Annotated in this window: 15 protein-coding genes and 1 pseudogene; 13 read left to right on the forward strand and 3 right to left on the reverse strand. The window is 71.6% G+C overall.

Going from position 1 to position 17,914, the window contains the following annotated elements; all coding sequences use genetic code 11:
- Positions 1–71 precede the first annotated feature (71 nt).
- Positions 72–1,619, reverse strand: coding sequence for an MFS transporter (locus ABZ478_RS27130; RefSeq protein WP_359553262.1), 1,548 nt, complete (start codon positions 1,617–1,619; stop codon positions 72–74).
- Positions 1,620–1,717: 98 nt separating this feature from the next.
- Between ABZ478_RS27130 and ABZ478_RS27135 the strand changes: the two genes are divergently transcribed.
- Positions 1,718–2,290 (forward strand): TetR/AcrR family transcriptional regulator, encoded by a 573-nt coding sequence (locus ABZ478_RS27135; RefSeq protein WP_359553263.1) that lies wholly within the window; start codon positions 1,718–1,720, stop codon positions 2,288–2,290.
- 82 nt (positions 2,291–2,372) lie between these two features.
- Here the strand turns inward: ABZ478_RS27135 and ABZ478_RS27140 are convergent, their stop codons facing one another.
- The gene (locus tag ABZ478_RS27140; RefSeq protein WP_359553264.1) at positions 2,373–3,590 is read right to left on the reverse strand and encodes a helix-turn-helix domain-containing protein; all 1,218 of its coding nucleotides are present in this window, start codon (positions 3,588–3,590) and stop codon (positions 2,373–2,375) included.
- Positions 3,591–3,755: 165 nt separating this feature from the next.
- On the opposite strand from ABZ478_RS27140, the gene ABZ478_RS27145 reads away from it, so the two are divergent.
- The 3 genes from ABZ478_RS27145 (at position 3,756) to ABZ478_RS27155 (ending at position 7,316) form a co-directional block, all read left to right on the forward strand.
- Positions 3,756–4,682 (forward strand): proline dehydrogenase family protein, encoded by a 927-nt coding sequence (locus ABZ478_RS27145; protein WP_359553265.1) that lies wholly within the window; start codon positions 3,756–3,758, stop codon positions 4,680–4,682.
- Positions 4,683–4,721: 39 nt separating this feature from the next.
- The gene (gene pruA, locus ABZ478_RS27150) at positions 4,722–6,353 is read left to right on the forward strand and encodes an L-glutamate gamma-semialdehyde dehydrogenase (RefSeq protein ID WP_358935659.1); all 1,632 of its coding nucleotides are present in this window, start codon (positions 4,722–4,724) and stop codon (positions 6,351–6,353) included.
- A 93-nt stretch (positions 6,354–6,446) separates the two neighbouring features.
- Complete coding sequence (locus ABZ478_RS27155) at positions 6,447–7,316, forward strand: alpha/beta fold hydrolase (protein WP_359553266.1); 870 nt, start codon at positions 6,447–6,449, stop codon at positions 7,314–7,316.
- Here ABZ478_RS27155 and ABZ478_RS27160 read toward each other — a convergent pair.
- A pseudogene (locus ABZ478_RS27160) lies at positions 7,276–8,146 on the reverse strand (alpha/beta hydrolase). The gene ABZ478_RS27155 and the pseudogene ABZ478_RS27160 sit on opposite strands and share 41 nt — an antisense overlap.
- Before the next feature lie 413 nt (positions 8,147–8,559).
- Here ABZ478_RS27160 and ABZ478_RS27165 point away from each other — a divergent pair.
- The 9 genes from ABZ478_RS27165 to ABZ478_RS27205 all read left to right on the forward strand — a co-directional run bounded on the left by ABZ478_RS27165 (position 8,560) and on the right by ABZ478_RS27205 (position 17,913).
- A complete protein-coding gene (locus tag ABZ478_RS27165; protein ID WP_359553267.1) occupies positions 8,560–8,691 on the forward strand; it encodes a hypothetical protein in 132 nt (43 codons plus the stop codon).
- 143 nt (positions 8,692–8,834) lie between these two features.
- On the forward strand, positions 8,835–9,878 hold the full coding sequence (locus ABZ478_RS27170) for a 3-isopropylmalate dehydrogenase (protein WP_359553268.1): 1,044 nt from the start codon (positions 8,835–8,837) through the stop codon (positions 9,876–9,878).
- A gap of 246 nt (positions 9,879–10,124) precedes the next feature.
- Positions 10,125–11,213 carry a branched-chain amino acid aminotransferase gene (locus ABZ478_RS27175; protein WP_359553269.1) on the forward strand — a complete coding sequence of 363 codons (1,089 nt, stop codon included), beginning with the start codon at positions 10,125–10,127 and terminating at the stop codon, positions 11,211–11,213.
- Positions 11,214–11,426: 213 nt separating this feature from the next.
- Positions 11,427–12,137 (forward strand): urease subunit gamma, encoded by a 711-nt coding sequence (gene ureA / locus ABZ478_RS27180; RefSeq protein ID WP_359553270.1) that lies wholly within the window; start codon positions 11,427–11,429, stop codon positions 12,135–12,137.
- Positions 12,134–13,858: an urease subunit alpha gene (locus ABZ478_RS27185; RefSeq protein WP_359553271.1), complete on the forward strand. Its 1,725-nt coding sequence runs from the start codon at positions 12,134–12,136 to the stop codon at positions 13,856–13,858. Before ureA ends, ABZ478_RS27185 begins: the two co-directional genes overlap by 4 nt.
- 15 nt (positions 13,859–13,873) lie before the next feature.
- On the forward strand, positions 13,874–14,893 hold the full coding sequence (locus ABZ478_RS27190; protein ID WP_359553272.1) for an agmatine deiminase family protein: 1,020 nt from the start codon (positions 13,874–13,876) through the stop codon (positions 14,891–14,893).
- A gap of 9 nt (positions 14,894–14,902) precedes the next feature.
- Complete coding sequence (locus tag ABZ478_RS27195; protein ID WP_359553273.1) at positions 14,903–15,514, forward strand: TetR/AcrR family transcriptional regulator; 612 nt, start codon at positions 14,903–14,905, stop codon at positions 15,512–15,514.
- 346 nt (positions 15,515–15,860) lie between these two features.
- On the forward strand, positions 15,861–17,471 hold the full coding sequence (gene cimA, locus ABZ478_RS27200; protein WP_359553274.1) for a citramalate synthase: 1,611 nt from the start codon (positions 15,861–15,863) through the stop codon (positions 17,469–17,471).
- Between the two features lie 13 nt (positions 17,472–17,484).
- A complete protein-coding gene (locus tag ABZ478_RS27205; protein ID WP_359553275.1) occupies positions 17,485–17,913 on the forward strand; it encodes a VOC family protein in 429 nt (142 codons plus the stop codon).
- Position 17,914 lies beyond the last annotated feature (1 nt).

The raw sequence follows: 17,914 nt of genomic DNA on the forward strand, positions 1-17,914 counted from the left end.
CCGGGCCGACGACGCAGAAGCGCCGGACGGGTCCATGACCCGTCCGGCGCTTCTGCGTGTCCAATCGCCGCTCAGGCCGCGGTCTCCATCCCGGCCGTGGCCGCCGGCGTGCGCCGCGTTCCGGTCCCGCGCAGCGTCACCGCCGACGCGACGGCCGCGAGCACCAGCACCGCCGCCCCCGCGATCGCCGCCCCGTGCATCCCGGTGGTGAACGCCTCCCGGGCGGTGGCCGCCAGGGCGTCACCCGTGCGCCCCGGCAGCCGTCCGGCGACCGCGAGCGCACCGCCCAGGGTCTCGTGCGCCTCGGCCGGGGCCGATGCGGGCATCTCGTGGCGGTAGAGCGCCGTGCCGATGGAGCCGAGGGCCGCCATGCCCAGGGCGCCGCCGAACTCCTGGCCGGTCTCCAGCAGTGACGAGGCAGCGCCCGCCTGCTCCACCGGAGCCGTGCCCATCGCCAGGTCCGTCATCTGGGACATCACCATGACGATGCCGGACGCCAGTACGCCGCAGGCGGCGAGGAGGAGCCAGAGCGAGTCCGTGCCGGCCAGGGCCAGCATCCCGTAGCCCGCCGCCGCGACGGCGAAGCCGGCGGTGACCACGTAGGCGCGGTCGACACCCCGCTGGACCAGAGCGGTCGCGGCCGGGGCCGCCATACCGATCGGCACCGACGGCAGCAGCGCCCACAGGGCCGCCTCCATCGCGCTCTTGTCCAGCACCATCTGCAGGTACTGCGTGGTGAAGAAGGCCGAACCCATCATCGCCAGCGCGGAGACGAGGTTCAGGACGACCGCGGGGGCGAAGCCCCGGCCGCGGAAGAGGGCCGGCGAGATCATCGGGGAGGCCGCCGTGCGCTGCCGGTGCACGAACAGCGCCGCGAACAGCAGGCCCACGGTGATCGGGACGACGTAGCGCGGGTGCCAGCCCTCGGACGGGATCTCCTTGAGGCCGTAGACCACGGGGAGCACCGCGGCCATCGACAGCGGCACGCTCAGCAGGTCGAAGCGGCCGGGCTCCGGGTTCTTGGACTCGGGCAGCAGCACCGGGCCGAGGAGCAGCAGCAGTGCCATCGCGGGCAGGTTGACCAGGAAGACCGAGCCCCACCAGAAGTACTGGACCAGGACACCGCTGAGCACCGAGCCGAGCGCGATGCCGCCGGTCATGACGCCCGACCAGATGCCGATCGCCTTCGCCCGCTCCGCGGGGTGGGTGAACATCGTGCGGAGCAGCGCCATGGTCGACGGCATCAGGGTCGCGCCGCCGATGCCGAGGACGGCGCGGGCCGCGATCAGGGTCTCGGCGCTGTTCGCGTAGGCCGCCACCAGGGAGGCGGCGCCGAAAGCCGCGGCGCCGATCAGCAGCAGCCGGCGCCGGCCGATCCGGTCGCCCAGCGAGCCCATCGTCATCAGCAGGCCGGCCAGGACGAAGGCGTAGATGTCGAAGATCCACAGCTGCTGGGTGCCGCTCGGCTCCAGGTCCGCGCTGATCGCCGGGATGGCGAAGTACAGGACGGACACGTCCATCGAGACCAGCAGCAGCGGAAGCATCAGCACGCAGAGCGCGGTCCATTCGCGGCGGCCGGCGCGGCCGCCGGCGGAGTCGTTGCTCGTCGGGTTCGTCATGACGGTGACTGTACGGGCGTCTTAAACGCTTGTCTAGAACAGTTGTATAAGTCATGCGTCTAGGACAGTTGTATGGATCCGGCGCTAGGCTGGCCCGCATGGGACACCGTGAGGATCTGCTGGAAGGCGCCAAGAGCTGCCTGCTGGAAAAGGGCTTCGCGCGCACCACGGCGCGCGACATCGTCAAGGCCTCGGGGACCAACCTGGCCTCGATCGGCTACCACTACGGGTCGAAGGACGCCCTGCTCGCGGAGGCCTACGTCGCCCTCGTGGAACGCATGTCCGGCGCCTTCGACGGTGAGAGCGCCGCGCCGGCCGGCGCGCCCGGATCGCTGGAGCGCTTCCGGTGGGTCTGGTCGAACATCGTCGGCACCATGCGGGAACCGGGCTCGGTGTGGCGGCTCAGCATGGAGGTCATGACCCTCGACATGCCGGAGCTGCGCGACCACCTGGCCGCAGCGCAGCGCGAGGGCGGACGAGGCCTGGTCGCCCTGATGACCGACGCGCCCGAGGAGGAGGTCTCCGACGAGACGGCGGACACCCTCGGCCGGTTCTATCTGACCCTGATGACCGGGCTCATCGCTCAGTGGACCTTCGACCCGAAGACCGCTCCCGACGGGGACGCGCTGACCGAGGGGCTGCGCCTGATCATCGAGGCCGCGAGCGGCTGACCGCTCGGCCCGGCCGCTCGGGCCGGTCTCTCAGCCCGGCCGCTCTCCTCGGCCGCTCGCCCGGGCCGCTCTCCTCGGCCGCTCAGCTCAGCCGCGCCCGCTTCAGCGCCATGTGCAGCAGCAGCCGGTCCTCGCCGTCGTCCAGGTCGAGGCCGGTGAGCTGCTCGACGCGGGAGAGGCGGTAGTAGAGGGTCTGCCGGTGGACGCCCAGCTCGGCGGCCGTGCGGCCGGCCTGCCCCGCGCAGTCGAGGTAGACCTCGGCGGTGCGGGCCAGCTCCCGGTGGGCCGGGGTCAGCAGCGGGCCGACCGCGGGATCGTGGGCGGTCTGCGGCGGCAGCGCCGTCAGCAGCCGGTACGGCCCGACGCGCCCCCACTCGGCGACCGGCCCGAACCGCGGCTCCGCCAGCGCGGCGCGCGCGGCGGCGGACGCCTCCTGCCAGATCTCTCCCAGCTCGGCGAGGCCGATACGGGGCTCCCCGACCCCGGCGGCGGCCGCCGTCCTGGACCGGCGCGCCCCGCGCGCCCCCGCCGGCTCCTTCAGTACCCGTGACGCCGCCGTCAGGGCCGGTGTCGCCACGTCCGCCGAGCGGAGCCGCACCAGCACCGCCAGACTCTGCTCCGTGGCCCCCCACGGGAGCGTGCACAACGCCGTCGCGTGCGGGACCGTACGGACGGACGGCGCGTCGTCCGGGTCGGCCGACGGCCAGGGGGCGACGCACACCAGCGTGTGCGGGCCGTCCGCGCGCGTCCCCAGCGCGGTGCGCAGTTCGGCCACCGCCATGTCCTGCTGCCAGCCGGGTTCCGCGGTCAGCACCGCCCGCAGCTCCCGGCCCAGCCCCGCCCCCGCCCGCTGCTCGTCCGCGAGCAGGGCGCCGATCCGGCCCGTCACCTGCATGGCGGCGCCCAGTTGCGCCTCCGTCGGGCCAGGGTCGTCGTCCAGCAGCCAGACATAGCCGAGGACCACACCCCGATGGCGCACCGGCAGACAGATGCGGCCGCGGTAGACGCCGGCCTCCGGCGTCGGCGGGATCCGCACCGGTCCGGTCGCACGGGTGATGCCGAAGCCCTCGAACCACTCCCGCACGGTCGCGGTGGAACGCCGGGTCAGGATCGAGCGGGTGCGCACCGGGTCCAGGGCCGACGGGTCCAGGTCACCCTCGCTGTCGTAGGCGCCGAAGGCGATCAGCTCGAAGTCCCGGTTCTCCAGGGTCGCCGGAACGCCCAGCAGCTCCGAGATCTCGTCCACCAGCTCCTGATAGTCAGCCTTGTAGTCCGACGTCACCCCCGCATTCTCCCGCATCTCCGCGCCCCTTCATACATCTGTCTGAGATCGCGGTCGCGGATGCGTGACAGCTGTCGATGGCAGACGATCGGAGAAATCCATAGGTTTCACGGTGGTTCTCCGTGCCGTACCCGAATCGTCGGGCTCGGCCCGTCTTCGGTGCTTTTGTAGTGGAGGTGCCCCGTGCTGGGTCCCGTGATTCTCGCCGCGTCGCGCAGCGACCGGATGCGACGCCTGATCTCGGCGGCCCCGGTGACCAAGCAGGTCGTGGACCGCTTCATCCCCGGCGAGACCGTGACCGACGTCGCCCCGATCATCGGGGACCTGGTGGCCAAGGGCCTGGAACTGACGATGGACGTCGTCGGCGAGGACATCACCACCCCCGAGCAGGCCTGCGCCGCCCGGGACGCCTACCTCGAGCTGATCGGCCGGCTCAAGGAGCTGGAGCTGGGCGAGAAGGTCGAGATGTCCGTCAAGCTGTCCATGTTCGGACAGGCACTGGAAGGCGGCCACGAGCTGGCCCTGGCCAACGTCCGTCCGGTCGTCGAGGCCGCCGCCGCCATCGGCACCACCGTCACGCTCGACGCCGAGGACCACACCACCCTGGACTCGATGTTCGCCATCCACGAGGAGCTGCGGAAGGACTTCCCGCAGACCGGCTGCGTCATCCAGGCCTACCTCTTCCGCACCGAGGCCGACGCCCGCCGCCTCGCGGAGGCCGGCAGCCGGGTGCGCCTGGTGAAGGGCGCCTACAAGGAGCCCGCCGAGGTCGCGTACCAGCGGAAGCACGAGATCGACAAGGCGTACGTCCGTATCCTGAGGACGCTGATGGAGGGCGAGGGCTACCCCATGATCGGGTCCCACGACCCGCGCCTGATCTCCATAGCCCAGGAGCTGGCCCACCAGGCCGGCCGCAAGCTGGACGAGTACGAGTTCCAGATGCTGTACGGCATCCGCGGCGACGAGCACCTGCGGCTGGCCGCCGAGGGCCACCGCATGCGCGTCTACACCGCCTACGGCACCGACTGGTACGGCTACTTCATGCGCCGTCTCGCGGAGAAGCCGGCGAACCTGCGCTTCTTCCTGCGCAGCATGGTCAGCAAGGGCTGAGCCCGAACACCCGCTCACGTACAAGGAGTCAAGGATCCTATGGACGCTGTGACCCAGGTCCCCACCCCGGTCAACGAGCCGGTGCACGGCTACGCCCCCGGCTCGCCCGAGCGCTCCCGTCTGGAGGCCAAGCTCAAGGAGCTGGCCGAGAACCCGATCGAGCTGCCGATGACCATCGGCGGCGAGAAGCGCCTCGGCGGCGGTGAGCCCTTCGAGGTCGTCCAGCCGCACAACCACAAGGCCGTCATCGGCACCGGCAGGCACGCCACCCAGCAGGACGCCCAGGACGCCGTCGACGCGGCCCTGGCCGCCGCGCCGGCCTGGCGCGCCATGTCCTTCGACGACCGCGCCGCGATCATCCTGCGCGCCGCCGAGCTGCTGTCCGGCCCCTGGCGCGAGACCATCGCCGCCTCCACGATGCTGGGCCAGTCCAAGACCGCCCAGCAGGCCGAGATCGACAGCCCCTGCGAGCTGGTCGACTTCTGGCGCTTCAACGTCCACTACGCCCGCCAGATCCTCGCCGAGCAGCCCCCGGCGAACTCCCCGGGCGTCTGGAACCGCATGGACCACCGCCCGCTGGAGGGCTTCGTCTACGCGATCACGCCGTTCAACTTCAGCGCGATCGCCGCGAACCTGCCCACCGCCCCCGCGCTCATGGGCAACGTCGTGGTCTGGAAGCCGTCCCCGACGCAGACCCACGCCGCCGTGCTGCTCATGCGGCTCCTGGAGGAGGCGGGCCTGCCCAAGGGCGTCATCAACCTCGTCACCGGTGACGGCATCGAGGTCTCCAAGGTCGCCCTGGAGCACCGGGACCTCGCGGGCATCCACTTCACCGGTTCGACCAAGACCTTCCAGTACCTGTGGAAGACGGTCGGCAACAACATCGAGAAGTACCGCTCCTACCCGCGTCTGGTCGGCGAGACCGGCGGCAAGGACTTCGTGGTCGCCCACCCGAGCGCCGACCGCGCCATCCTGAAGACCGCCCTGACCCGCGGCGCCTTCGAGTACCAGGGCCAGAAGTGCTCGGCCACCTCCCGCGCCTACATCCCGGCTTCCATCTGGAACTCCGGGTTCAAGGAGGAGTTCGCGGCCGAGGTCGACAACCTGACCATGGGTGACGTCACCGACCTGTCGAACTTCATCGGCGCCGTCATCGACGAGCGCTCCTTCGCCAAGAACAAGGCCGCCATCGACCGCGCCGAGGCGGACGCGGCCTGCACGATCGTCGCGGGCGGCAGCTACGACGACTCGGTCGGCTACTTCGTCCGCCCGACCGTCGTCGAGTGCACCGACCCGGAGAACGAGGTCTTCACCACCGAGTACTTCGGCCCCTTCCTCGCCGTGTACGTCTACGAGGACGACCGGTACGACGAGATGCTGACCCAGATGGAGTCGGTCTCCGACTACGCCCTCACCGGTTCGGTCATCTCGGGCGACCGCGCCGCGGCGGCGTACACGATGGAGAAGCTCCGCTTCGCGGCGGGCAACTTCTACATCAACGACAAGTCGACCGGTGCCGTGGTCGGCCAGCAGCCCTTCGGCGGCGGCCGCGCCTCCGGCACCAACGACAAGGCGGGCGCCCCGCAGAACCTGATGCGCTGGACCCTGACCCGCGCCATCAAGGAGACCCTGGTCCCGCCGACCGACTACTCCTACCCGCACATGGGCTGACCTCCGCCCGCCCCGTGAACTCGGGCCGGGAAGCCTGACCCCCGAGCAGGCTTCCCGGCCCGTTGCCAATTTTGGCCCTGTCACAATGCGTTCATGACGGTGACGGCGGACGACGGGGTACGGCTGTGGGCGGAGCGTTCGGGCGGCGCCGGTGACCCGCTGGTGCTGTGCCACGGCGGCCCGGGCCTGTGGGACATGTTCGGCGACCTGGCCGCGCTGCTCGCGGACGTCACCCCGGTGATCCGCTGGGACCAGCGCGGCTGCGGCCGCTCGGAGCGCTGCGACGGCCCCTGGACCGGCGAGCGGTTCGTGGCCGATCTGGACGCCGTACGACGGCACTTCGGCCTGGAGCGGATGGCGCTGCTCGGCCACTCCTGGGGCGCACAGCTGGGCCTGAGCTACGCCCTGGCGCATCCGGACCGGGTGAGCGCGCTGGTGTACGTCTCCGGCACCGGCATCGGCCCGGACGCCGGCTGGCACCCCGGGTACAAGGAGAACTTCCTCGCCCGACTCGCCGACCACCCCGAACGCCTCGCCCGCTGGCGGGAGTTGTCCGGCCTCGCCCGGCGCACGGAGGACGAGGAGCGGGAACGGGCCGTGCTGCACTGGTCCGTGGAGTTCGAGGACCGTGACCGGGCCCTGGAACCGGCCGGGCGCATGGCCGAGCCGTGGTTCGGGATCAACTCCGAGTGCGCCGGCGCCCTCAACGAGGAACGCGGGCGCACCTGGGGCACCCGCGCGCTGCACTCCGCCTGCCGGGCCCTCGGGGTGCCGGTGCTGATCGTCGACGGCGCCGACGACATCCGCCCCCGTACCGCCGTCGACTCCCTCGCCGGGGCGCTGCCGCACGCCCGCCGGGTGACCTTCCCGGGCGCGGGGCACATGCCGTGGGTGGACGACCCCGAGGGCTTCCGCGAACTGCTCAGCCGGTGGGCAGGTGACGGCCGAGGAAGTCCCGCATGAGCGCGGCGATCTCGTCGGCGTGCGTCTCCAGGGCGAAGTGCCCGGTGGGCAGCAGGTGCACCTCGGCCTCCGGCAGGTCCCGCTGGAAGGCGAGCGCGCCGGCCGGCACGAAGATCTCGTCGTGTCCGCCCCAGACCGCGAGCAGCGGGACCCGGGAGGCGCGGAAGTACTCGTGGAAGGCCGGGTAGAGCGCGAGGTTGGCACCGTAGTCGGAGATCAGGTCGAGCTGGATCTCCGACTGTCCGGGGCGGGCCAGCAGCGCCGCGTCGTGTTCGTAGGCGTCCGGGCTGACCAGTGAGGGGTCCGGAACGCCGTGCAGGTACTGCCACTTGATGCCGTCGGGGGAGTAGATCTCCCGCACCGGCGCCTCCGTCTTCGGCGTCCGCTAGGGCCAGCACGGGCGCCCAGGCCTCCTCGCCGAGCCCCTCCTCGTAGGCGTTGCCGTTCTGCGTGACGATCGCGGTCACCCGGTCGGGGTGGGCGAGGGCCAGGCGCAGGCCGATCGGGGCGCCGTAGTCCTGGATGTACAGGGCGTATCGCTCCAGCCCCAGCCGCTGGGTGAACTCGTCCGTCACGGCGGCGAGTTCGGCGAAGGTGTACGAGAACTCCGCCGGACCGGGCGCCGCCGACCGGCCGAAGCCGATGTGGTCGGGGGCGATCACCCGGTACCGGCCGGCGAGCAGCGGGATCAGGTCGCGGAACATGTGCGAGCTGCTCGGGAAGCCGTGCAGGAGCAGCAGCACCGGGGCGTCGGAGGGGCCCGCCTCGCGGTAGTACACCTCGAGGCCGCGGACGGTGGCGGTGCGGTGGTGGACCTGGTGAGTGGACATGGGTGCAGTCCAGCACGCCCGTATCTAACCCGTCAAGAGAGTTTTAGAGGTTAGAAATAGAGGTTGGAAGATCAAGATCCTGGACGAGTCCTTCGATGATTCGGGTGCCCGTCTCCGGCCGGTCCGCCAAGCGGACAAGGCGCAGGTCGTGGCCGTGTGGCGGGATCCGCCGTCTCAGATAGTAGGAAGTCCGAGTAATTGTGCAGACAGGCGCGGCGGGCTCCCTTAGTTTTGTAGGAGTCGAACGTCTCGCTCGATCCAGCGAACGGCGGTCGTGAGCCGGGCCCCGTGCAGGCAATCCCTGCGGCACCGCTCCCCGCCCTCCGGGGCCCCCGCCCGCGCCCATCCGGCAGTGGGGGAGTCCCTCGCAACCCTGCTGCCGTACTCCGGTTTCCCGAAGGAGTCGATTCACCATGGCCGAGACGACCGTCCGCCGCCGAGTCCGCCACGTTTCCCGCTCGACCGAGTCCGAGCGCAAGAACGCCGCCGCCGCCCTCCAGCGCGCCCTCGACCGCCGCGACAACGGCGGCGAGACCGGCCACTGAGCCGGCACCGATCCGGGAGCCGCACCCGCCCGGGCTGCGGCGCGGCCCGCCGCCGCGCCGCACCCCGGAAGAGGCCGACGGCCCACATGTCCGCATCGCGGACAGGGCGTGTCATCCTCTGGGACGGGAGGTAGGGTGCCGACATGTCTCGCAGCCTCAATCTCGCAGTGATCCCCGGTGACGGCATCGGCCAGGAGGTCGTGGCCGAGGGTCTGAAGGTCCTCTCCGCCGTCCTGCCGCAGGATGTGAAGCTGGAGACCGCGGAGTACGACTTCGGCGCCAAGCGCTACCACGCCACCGGTGAGACCCTCACCGACGCCGACCTCGACGCCCTGAAGCGGCACGACGCCATCCTGCTCGGCGCCATCGGCGACCCGTCGGTCCCCTCCGGCGTGCTGGAGCGCGGCTTCCTGCTCAAGCTCCGCTTCGCCTTCGACCACCACGTCAACCTGCGCCCGTCGAAGCTGCTGCCCGGTGTCTCCACCCCGCTGGCCGGCCAGCCGGAGATCGACTTCGTGGTCGTCCGCGAGGGCACCGAGGGCCCCTACACGGGCAACGGCGGCACCATCCGCAAGGGCACCGAGCACGAGGTCGCCACCGAGGTCTCCGTCAACACGGCCTTCGGTGTCGAGCGCGTGGTCCGCGACGCCTTCACCCGCGCCCAGGCCCGCCCGCGCAAGAAGCTCACGCTGGTCCACAAGAACAACGTGCTGACCTTCGCCGGGCACCTGTGGACGAACGTCTTCAACAAGGTGGCCGAGGAGTACCCCGAGGTCACCACCGACTACATCCACGTGGACGCGGCGACCATCTACCTGGTCACCGACCCCGGCCGGTTCGACGTGATCGTCACCGACAACCTCTTCGGCGACATCATCACCGACCTCGCCGCCGCCGTCTCCGGAGGCATCGGCGTGGCCGCCTCCGGCAACATCAACCCCGGCCGCGAGTTCCCGTCCATGTTCGAGCCGGTCCACGGCTCGGCCCCGGACATCGCGGGCCAGGGCAAGGCCGACCCCAGCGCCACGGTGCTCTCCGTCGCGCTGCTGCTGCGCCACCTCGGCCACGACGCCGAGGCCGACCGCATCGACGCCGCGGTCGCCGCCGACCTCACCGAGCGCGTGGGCAAGCCCGCCCGCAGCACCTCCGAGATCGGCGACGCCCTCGCCGTACGCGTAGCCGGCTGACCCGCCGCGCCACGCACAAGCCGTCGGGTCGCACACGCACCCGGCGGCTTCTTTTGTGCCTCGCCGGGTGCCACCATCATCCACTGGGCCGCTTTCACCCCGATTCCGTCCGGCGTGGCCCGCGCGCGATAATCGAACGCGGAGCCGCGACATGAGGGAAAGCTCGGACGTCCTAGCACCGGCCACCGGCCGGTGAGGGGCGCGAACGCGGCCCGGTCACTACTCACCGGTGAAGGACAAGCACTCATGACGACGCCCACGATCGAGCTCAAGCCCTCCGCCCACCCGCTCGCCGCCGCGGAGCGCGAGGCGATCCTGGCCAGCCCCGGATTCGGCCGCCACTTCACCGACCACATGGTGACGATCAAGTGGACCGAGGGGCGCGGCTGGCACGACGGCCAGCTCGTTCCGTACGCGCCGATCCCCCTCGACCCGGCCACCAACGTCCTGCACTACGCGCAGGAGATCTTCGAGGGTCTGAAGGCCTACCGCCAGCCCGACGGCTCGGTCGCCACCTTCCGCCCGGACCAGAACGCCAAGCGCTTCCAGCGTTCCGCGCGCCGTCTCGCCATGCCGGAGCTGCCGGTCGAGACGTTCGTCGAGGCCTGCGACCTCCTGGTCCAGCAGGACAAGGACTGGGTGCCCGCGCACGGCGGCGAGGAGTCGCTCTACCTGCGCCCGTTCATGATCGCCACCGAGGTCGGCCTGGGCGTCAAGCCCGCCAACGAGTACCTGTTCATCGTCATCGCCTCCCCGGCCGGCGCGTACTTCCCGGGCGGGGTCCGGCCGGTGTCGATCTGGGTCTCCGAGGACCGCGTCCGCGCCGTCCCCGGCGGCATGGGCGACGCCAAGACCGGCGGCAACTACGCCGCCTCCCTGCTCGCCCAGGCCGAGGCCGCCGCCAAGGGCTGCGACCAGGTCTGCTACCTCGACGCCGTGGAGCACAAGTGGGTCGAGGAACTGGGCGGCATGAACCTGTACTTCGTGTACGGCGACAAGATCGTCACGCCGACCCTGACCGGCTCCATCCTGGAGGGCGTCACCCGTGACTCCCTGCTCGCCGTCGCCCGCGACCTCGGCTACAAGTCCGAGGAGGGCCGGATCTCGGTCGAGCAGTGGCAGCGCGACTCCGAGAACGGCACCCTCACCGAGGTCTTCGCCTGCGGCACCGCGGCCGTGATCACCCCGGTCGGCACCGTCAAGCGGGCCGGTGCAGAGTGGCAGCAGAGCGGGGGCGAGTCCGGCGAGGTCACCGTCCGCCTGCGCCAGGCCCTCCTCGACATCCAGCGCGGCAAGGCCGAGGACCAGCACGGCTGGATGCACAAGCTGGGCTGACACCCGCCAGGCGTCCTCAGGGGCCGCCCCGGACCTCCGCGTCCGGGGCGGCCCCCGTGCGTTCGGGGTCCTTCACCCGGACGATTCGGCCCCGCTGATTCGAGCGGTGCTCAATGTGACATTGAGCGAGCCACAGCGGCCAATCATCCCCTTGATTCGATGCTGCGTTTAGAGTGATGCTCTAAACGATGGACGACAAGGAGGTGCCGTGTCGTGAGACTGACCCCCACCGAGCGGGACCGGCTGCTGCTCTTCGGGGCCGCCGAACTGGCGCGGGCCCGCCGGGCGCGCGGTCTGAGGCTCAACGTGCCGGAGGCCACCGCGCTGATCGCGGACACGGTCTGCGAGGCGGCCCGCGACGGACGGCGGCTCGCGGAGGCCGTCGAGGCGGCCCGCTCGGTGCTCGGCCCCGAGGACGTGCTGCCGGGCGTCGCCGACGTCGTCAACGAGGTGATGGTCGAGGCCGTCTTCGACGATGGCTCCCGGCTGGCGGTGGTCTCCGACCCCATCGGCGGCGGCCTGGGGGAGCGGGCGCCGGGTGCGCTGCTGCCGGGCCCCGAGCACGCCGATCCCGAGCCGGCCGTCCGGCTCCACGTCACCAACACCGCGTCCGTGCCGGTCTCCGTCACCTCCCACTTCCACTTCTTCGAGGCCAACCCGCGGCTCGACTTCGACCGCGAGCGGTCCTACGGCATGCGGCTCGCCGTGCCGGCGGGTTCCTCGGTGCGGTTCGGGCCGGGACAGAGCGAGGAGGTCGGCCTGGTGCCGATCGGCGGCGAGCGGGTCGCGATCGGCTTCGCGGGCCTGGTCGACGGCCCGCTGGACGCGCCCGGCGCGAAGCGGGAGGCCCTGCGCAGAGCCGCGGCCTGCGGATACCTGGGCGTCACGCACCAGGGCACAGAGGACGGAGGCGAGGAGCGATGAGCCGCTCGAAGGGGCGAGAGGTGAGCAGGTCGGTCCACGTCGACCCGCACGCCTACGCCGCCACCCACGGCCCCCGCGCCGGCGACCGCGTCCGCCTCGGCGACTCCGGGCTGACCGTCCGGATCGAGTCGGACGCCCAGCGGTACGGCGACGAGTTCCTCGCCGGGTTCGGCAAGACCGCCCGCGACGGGCTGCACCTGAAGGCCGCCGCCGTCCGTGACACCTGCGACGTCGTGATCAGCAACGTCGTCGTGATCGACGCGGTCCAGGGCATCCGAAAGGTGTCCATCGGCATCCGCGAGGGGCGCATCCACGCCATCGGCCGGGCCGGCAACCCCGACACCCTGGACGGCGTCGACGTCGTCGTCGGCACCGGCACGTCCATCGTGTCCGGGGAGGGGCTGATCGCCACCGCGGGCGCCGTCGACACCCATGTGCACCTGCTGTCGCCGCGGATCATGGAGGCCTCCCTCGCCTCCGGGGTGACCACGATCATCGGGCAGGAGTTCGGCCCGGTGTGGGGCGTGGGCGTCAACTCGCCCTGGGCGCTGCGGCACGCGTTCGGCGCCTTCGACGCCTGGCCGGTCAACATCGGCTTCCTGGGCCGGGGTTCGTCGTCCCACGAGGCACCGCTCGTCGAGGCACTGGCCGAGGGCGGGGCGAGCGGCTTCAAGGTGCACGAGGACATGGGCGCCCACACGCGCGCGCTCGACACGGCACTGCGGGTGGCCGAGGAGTACGACGTCCAGGTCGCCCTGCACAGCGACGGCCTGAACGAGTGCCTGTCCGTCGAGGACACCCTGCGGGTGCTGGAGGGCCGTACGATCCACGCCTTCCACATCGAGGGCTGCGGCGGCGGCCACGTGCCGAACGTGCTCAAGATGGCCGGAGTCCCGAACGTCATCGGCTCCTCCACCAACCCCACCCTGCCCTTCGGCCGGGACGCGGTCGCCGAGCACTACGGCATGATCGTCTCCGTCCACGACCTGAAGACCGACCTGCCCGGCGACGCCGCCATGGCCCGCGACCGCATCAGGGCCGGCACGATGGGCGCCGAGGACGTCCTGCACGACCTGGGCGCGATCGGCATCACCTCGTCGGACGCGCAGGGCATGGGCCGGGCCGGCGAGACGGTCCGGCGCACCTTCGCCATGGCCGGCAAGATGAAGGCCGAGCTGGGCCCGCTGGACGGCGACGGCGAGGGCGACGACAACGCCCGCGTCCTGCGCTACATCGCCAAGCTGACCATCAACCCGGCCATCGCGCACGGCCTCGGCCACGAGGTCGGCTCGATCGAGACCGGCAAGCTCGCCGACATCGTGCTGTGGCGCCCGGAGTACTTCGGCGCCAAGCCGCAGCTCGTCCTCAAGTCCGGTTTCCCGGCCTACGGCGTGACCGGCGACCCCAACGCGGCCACCGACACCTGCGAACCCCTGGTACTGGGACCGCAGTTCGGCGCGTACGGCGCCACCGCCGCCGACCTCTCGGTCGCCTTCGTCGCCCGCGCCGCAGCCGAGCAGGGGAACGACACGATGCCCACCAGGCGCCGCCGGGTCGCCGTCCGCGGCACCCGCGGCATCGGCCCGGCCGACCTGCGGCTCAACTCCCGCACCGGAGCGGTCGACGTCGACCGGCGCACCGGCCTGGTCACCCTCGACGGCGATCCGCTGCGCTCCGAACCCGCCGAGTCCGTGTCCCTCAACCGGCTCTACTTCCTCTGATCCAAGGACCTGTTCATGACCTACCGCATGCCCCCCGAGTGGGCCCCGCACGAGCGCACCTGGATGGCCTGGCCGGGCCCCAACCCGACCTTCGCCGACGACGGGGAGCTGGCCGCGGCCCGCGCCGCCTGGGCCCGGGTGGCCCGCGCGGTACGCCGCTTCGAGCCGGTGACGATGGTGCACGGCCCCGGCCAGGGCGAGTCGGCGCGCGCACTGCTCGGCCCGGACGTCGAACTGGTGGAGCGCGAGCTCGACGACGCGTGGATGCGCGACATCGGCCCGACCTTCGTGCTCGACGAGCAGGGCCGGACGGCCGCCGTGGACTGGGTGTTCAACGGCTGGGGCGGCCAGGACTGGGCCCGCTGGGAGCACGACTCCAAGATCGCCCGCCAGGTCGCGGACCTGGCCGGGGTGCCGGTGCTGAGCAGTGAACTCGTCAACGAGGGCGGCGCGATCCACGTCGACGGCGAGGGCACGGTGCTGCTCACCGAGACCGTCCAGCTCGGCGCCGGCCGCAACCCCGGGTGGAGCCGCGAGCGGGTCGAGGCGGAGATCCACGCCAGGCTCGGCACCAGCAAGGCGATCTGGCTCCCGCACGGCCTGTCCGGCGACTACGGCAGGTACGGCACCCAGGGCCACGTCGACATCGTCGCGGCCTTCGCCCGGCCCGGGACGGTCCTCGTGCACAGCCAGCGGGACCCCGCCCACCCGGACCGCGCCCGCTCCAGGACGTACCTGGAGATCCTGCGCGGCGAGACCGACGCCCAGGGGCGCCCCCTGGAGGTCGTCGAGGTGCCCGCCCCCACCGTCCTGAAGGACGAGGAGGGTGACTGGGTCGACTACTCCTACATCAACCACTACCTGTGCAACGGCGGCGTCGTGCTCTGCGCCTTCGACGACCCGAACGACGAGGTCGCGGCGGGCGTCTTCCGCCGTCTGTTCCCCGATCGGGAGGTGATGCCGGTGGACGCCCGTACGATCTTCGCCGGCGGGGGAGGCATCCACTGCATCACACAACAGCAGCCGAAGAGCTAGGAGCAGCCGATGGCCGGTGCGCGCAGGAACGCGCCGCCACGCGAGGACGTCCTCGTCGCCGCCATGGACATGATCGCCGAGCGCGGTCTGGAGAAGCTCACCATGGCGGCGCTCGGCCGTGAGGTCGGGATGAGCAGCGGCCATCTGCTGTACTACTTCCGCTCCAAGGACGAGCTGCTGCTGCGCACCCTGGAGTGGAGCGAGGGCCGGCTCGGCGCCGAGCGCGGCCGGCTGCTCACCCGCCCGGGCCCCGCCCGCGAGCGGCTGGAGGCGTACGTCGGCCTGTACGTCCCCGACGGCCACCGCGACCCGCACTGGACCCTGTGGCTGGAGGTCTGGAACCGCTCGCAGAACGCCGCCGAGGACGCCCGGGAGCGGCAGGCCGCCATCGAGGGCGCCTGGCACCGCGATCTGGTCGCCCTGATCGCCGAGGGCGTCTCGCGTGGCGAGTTCCGGCCGGTCGACGCGGACCGCTTCGCCACCCGGCTGCGCGCCCTGCTGGACGGCTTCTCCATCCATGTCGCCATCGGCCTGCGCGGCACGGACCGCGAGCAGGTGATCTCCCACGTTCGGGAGTTCCTCGCCGAAGCACTGCACGTACCGCGGCCGACGGACGCCTGACGTCACGGAGCGGGACCGGGGCCGGGGCCGTGCCCGTCCACCATGGCGACCGGATACTGAGACGGGCGGCCGGCCGGGGCCGGGACTGTGCGAAACTTCCTCCGTGCCCTCGTTCGCCATGATTATCGGCAGCAGGCGCGCCGGTCCGCAGTGACCATCTCGTACTACCAGGTGCGGGTGGCCATCGTCGTCTCAGACCCGCGCGCAGACCTCTCGCACCCGCGAGGGGTCTTTTCGTTTTCCGGCTCACCCACGGCCGGGAGGCGCGGCGCGAGGAGTATCGCAGGGGCGGTGGAGCCGGACATTCCGGTAAGACCGAAGATTCACAATCAGGAGCCTTGAACTCATGACCGAGACGGTAACCAGCGAGCTCGACGACTCGTTCCACGTCTTCGACACCACGCTGCGCGACGGCGCGCAGCGCGAGGGCATCAATCTCACGGTCGCGGACAAGCTCGCCATCGCACGGCACCTGGACGACTTCGGCGTCGGCTTCATCGAGGGCGGCTGGCCCGGCGCCAACCCGCGGGACACCGAGTTCTTCGCGCGGGCGCAAGCGGAGATCGACTTCCGGCACGCCGAGCTGGTCGCCTTCGGCGCCACCCGCCGCGCCGGATCCAAGGCGGCCGACGACCCCCAGGTCAAGGCCCTGCTCGACTCCGGCGCCCCGGTGATCACGCTGGTCGCCAAGTCGCACGACCGGCACGTCGAGCTGGCGCTGCGCACCACGCTGGACGAGAACCTGGAAATGGTCCGCGACACCGTGTCGTACCTGTGCGAACAGGGCCGCCGGGTCTTCGTGGACTGCGAGCACTTCTTCGACGGCTACCGCGCCAACCCCGAGTACGCCAAGGCGGTCGTGCGCACGGCCGCCCGGGCCGGCGCCGACGTCGTCATCCTCTGCGACACCAACGGCGGCATGCTGCCCGCCCAGGTCCACGCGGTCCTCTCCACGGTCCTCGCCGACACCGGTGCCCGGCTCGGCATCCACGCCCAGGACGACACCGGCTGCGCGGTCGCCAACACCCTGGCCGCCGTGGACGCCGGCGCCACCCACGTGCAGTGCACGGCCAACGGCTACGGCGAGCGCGTCGGCAACGCCAACCTGTTCCCGGTGGTCGCGGCCCTGGAGCTGAAGTACGGCAAGAAGGTGCTGCCGGAGGGCCGGCTGCGCGAGACCACCCGGATCTCGCACGCCATCGCCGAGGTCGTCAACCTCACGCCCTCCACGCACCAGCCGTACGTCGGGGTCTCCGCCTTCGCCCACAAGGCCGGGCTGCACGCCTCCGCGATCAAGGTCGACCCCGACCTGTACCAGCACATCGACCCCGAGCTGGTCGGCAACACCATGCGCATGCTCGTCTCCGACATGGCGGGCCGGGCCTCCATCGAGCTGAAGGGCAAGGAGCTCGGCATCGACCTCGGCGGCGACCGGGAACTGGTCGGCCGGGTGGTCGAGCGGGTCAAGGAGCGCGAGCTCGAGGGCTACACCTACGAGGCCGCCGACGCCTCCTTCGAGCTGCTGCTCCGGGCCGAGGTCGAGGGCAGGCCGCTGAGGTACTTCGAGGTCGAGTCCTGGCGGGCCATCGTCGAGGACCGCCCCGACGGCACCCACGCCAACGAGGCCACCGTCAAGCTGTGGGCCAAGAGCGAGCGGATCGTCGCCACCGCGGAGGGCAACGGCCCGGTCAACGCCCTGGACCGGGCCCTGCGGGTGGCGCTGGAGAAGATCTACCCGCAGCTCGCCAAGCTGGAACTGGTGGACTACAAGGTCCGCATCCTGGAAGGCGTGCACGGCACCTCCTCCACCACCCGGGTCCTGATCTCCACCTCCGACGGTGGCGCCGAGTGGTCCACGGTCGGCGTGGCGGAGAACGTCATCGCCGCGTCCTGGCAGGCCCTGGAGGACGCCTACACCTACGGGCTGCTGCGGGCGGGCGTGGAACCGGCCGAGTAGGCACAGTGGGGGCATGAGCGAAACCGACAGCGGCCCCCTGTCCGGCGCCCGCGTGGCGACCCGGCTGCCCGCCGCGGACCTCGACCGGGCCAGGCGCTTCTACGCCGAGAAACTCGGACTGCGGCCCGTCGACGAACGTCCCGGCGGGCTGCTGTACCGGTGCGGCGGAACGGACTTCGTGCTGTTCCGCTCCACCGGGTCCTCGCCCGGAACCTTCACCCAGATGGGCTTCGAGACCGATGACGACCTCGAATCGGTCGTGGCGGAGCTGAGGCGGCGCGGGGTGGTCTTCGAGGAGGTCGACGCGCCCGGGTTCCGCACCCGGGACGGCATCGCCGAGGTCGAGGGCAACTACCCGAGCAAGGGCGCCCGCGGGGAGCGCGGCGCCTGGTTCCGGGACAGCGAGGGCAACCTGCTGGGGATCGGGCAGCCGGTGCGCTGAG

The sequence above is a fragment of the Streptomyces sp. NPDC005706 genome, from assembly GCF_040631045.1.
Taxonomy (GTDB): Bacteria; Actinomycetota; Actinomycetes; order Streptomycetales; family Streptomycetaceae; genus Streptomyces.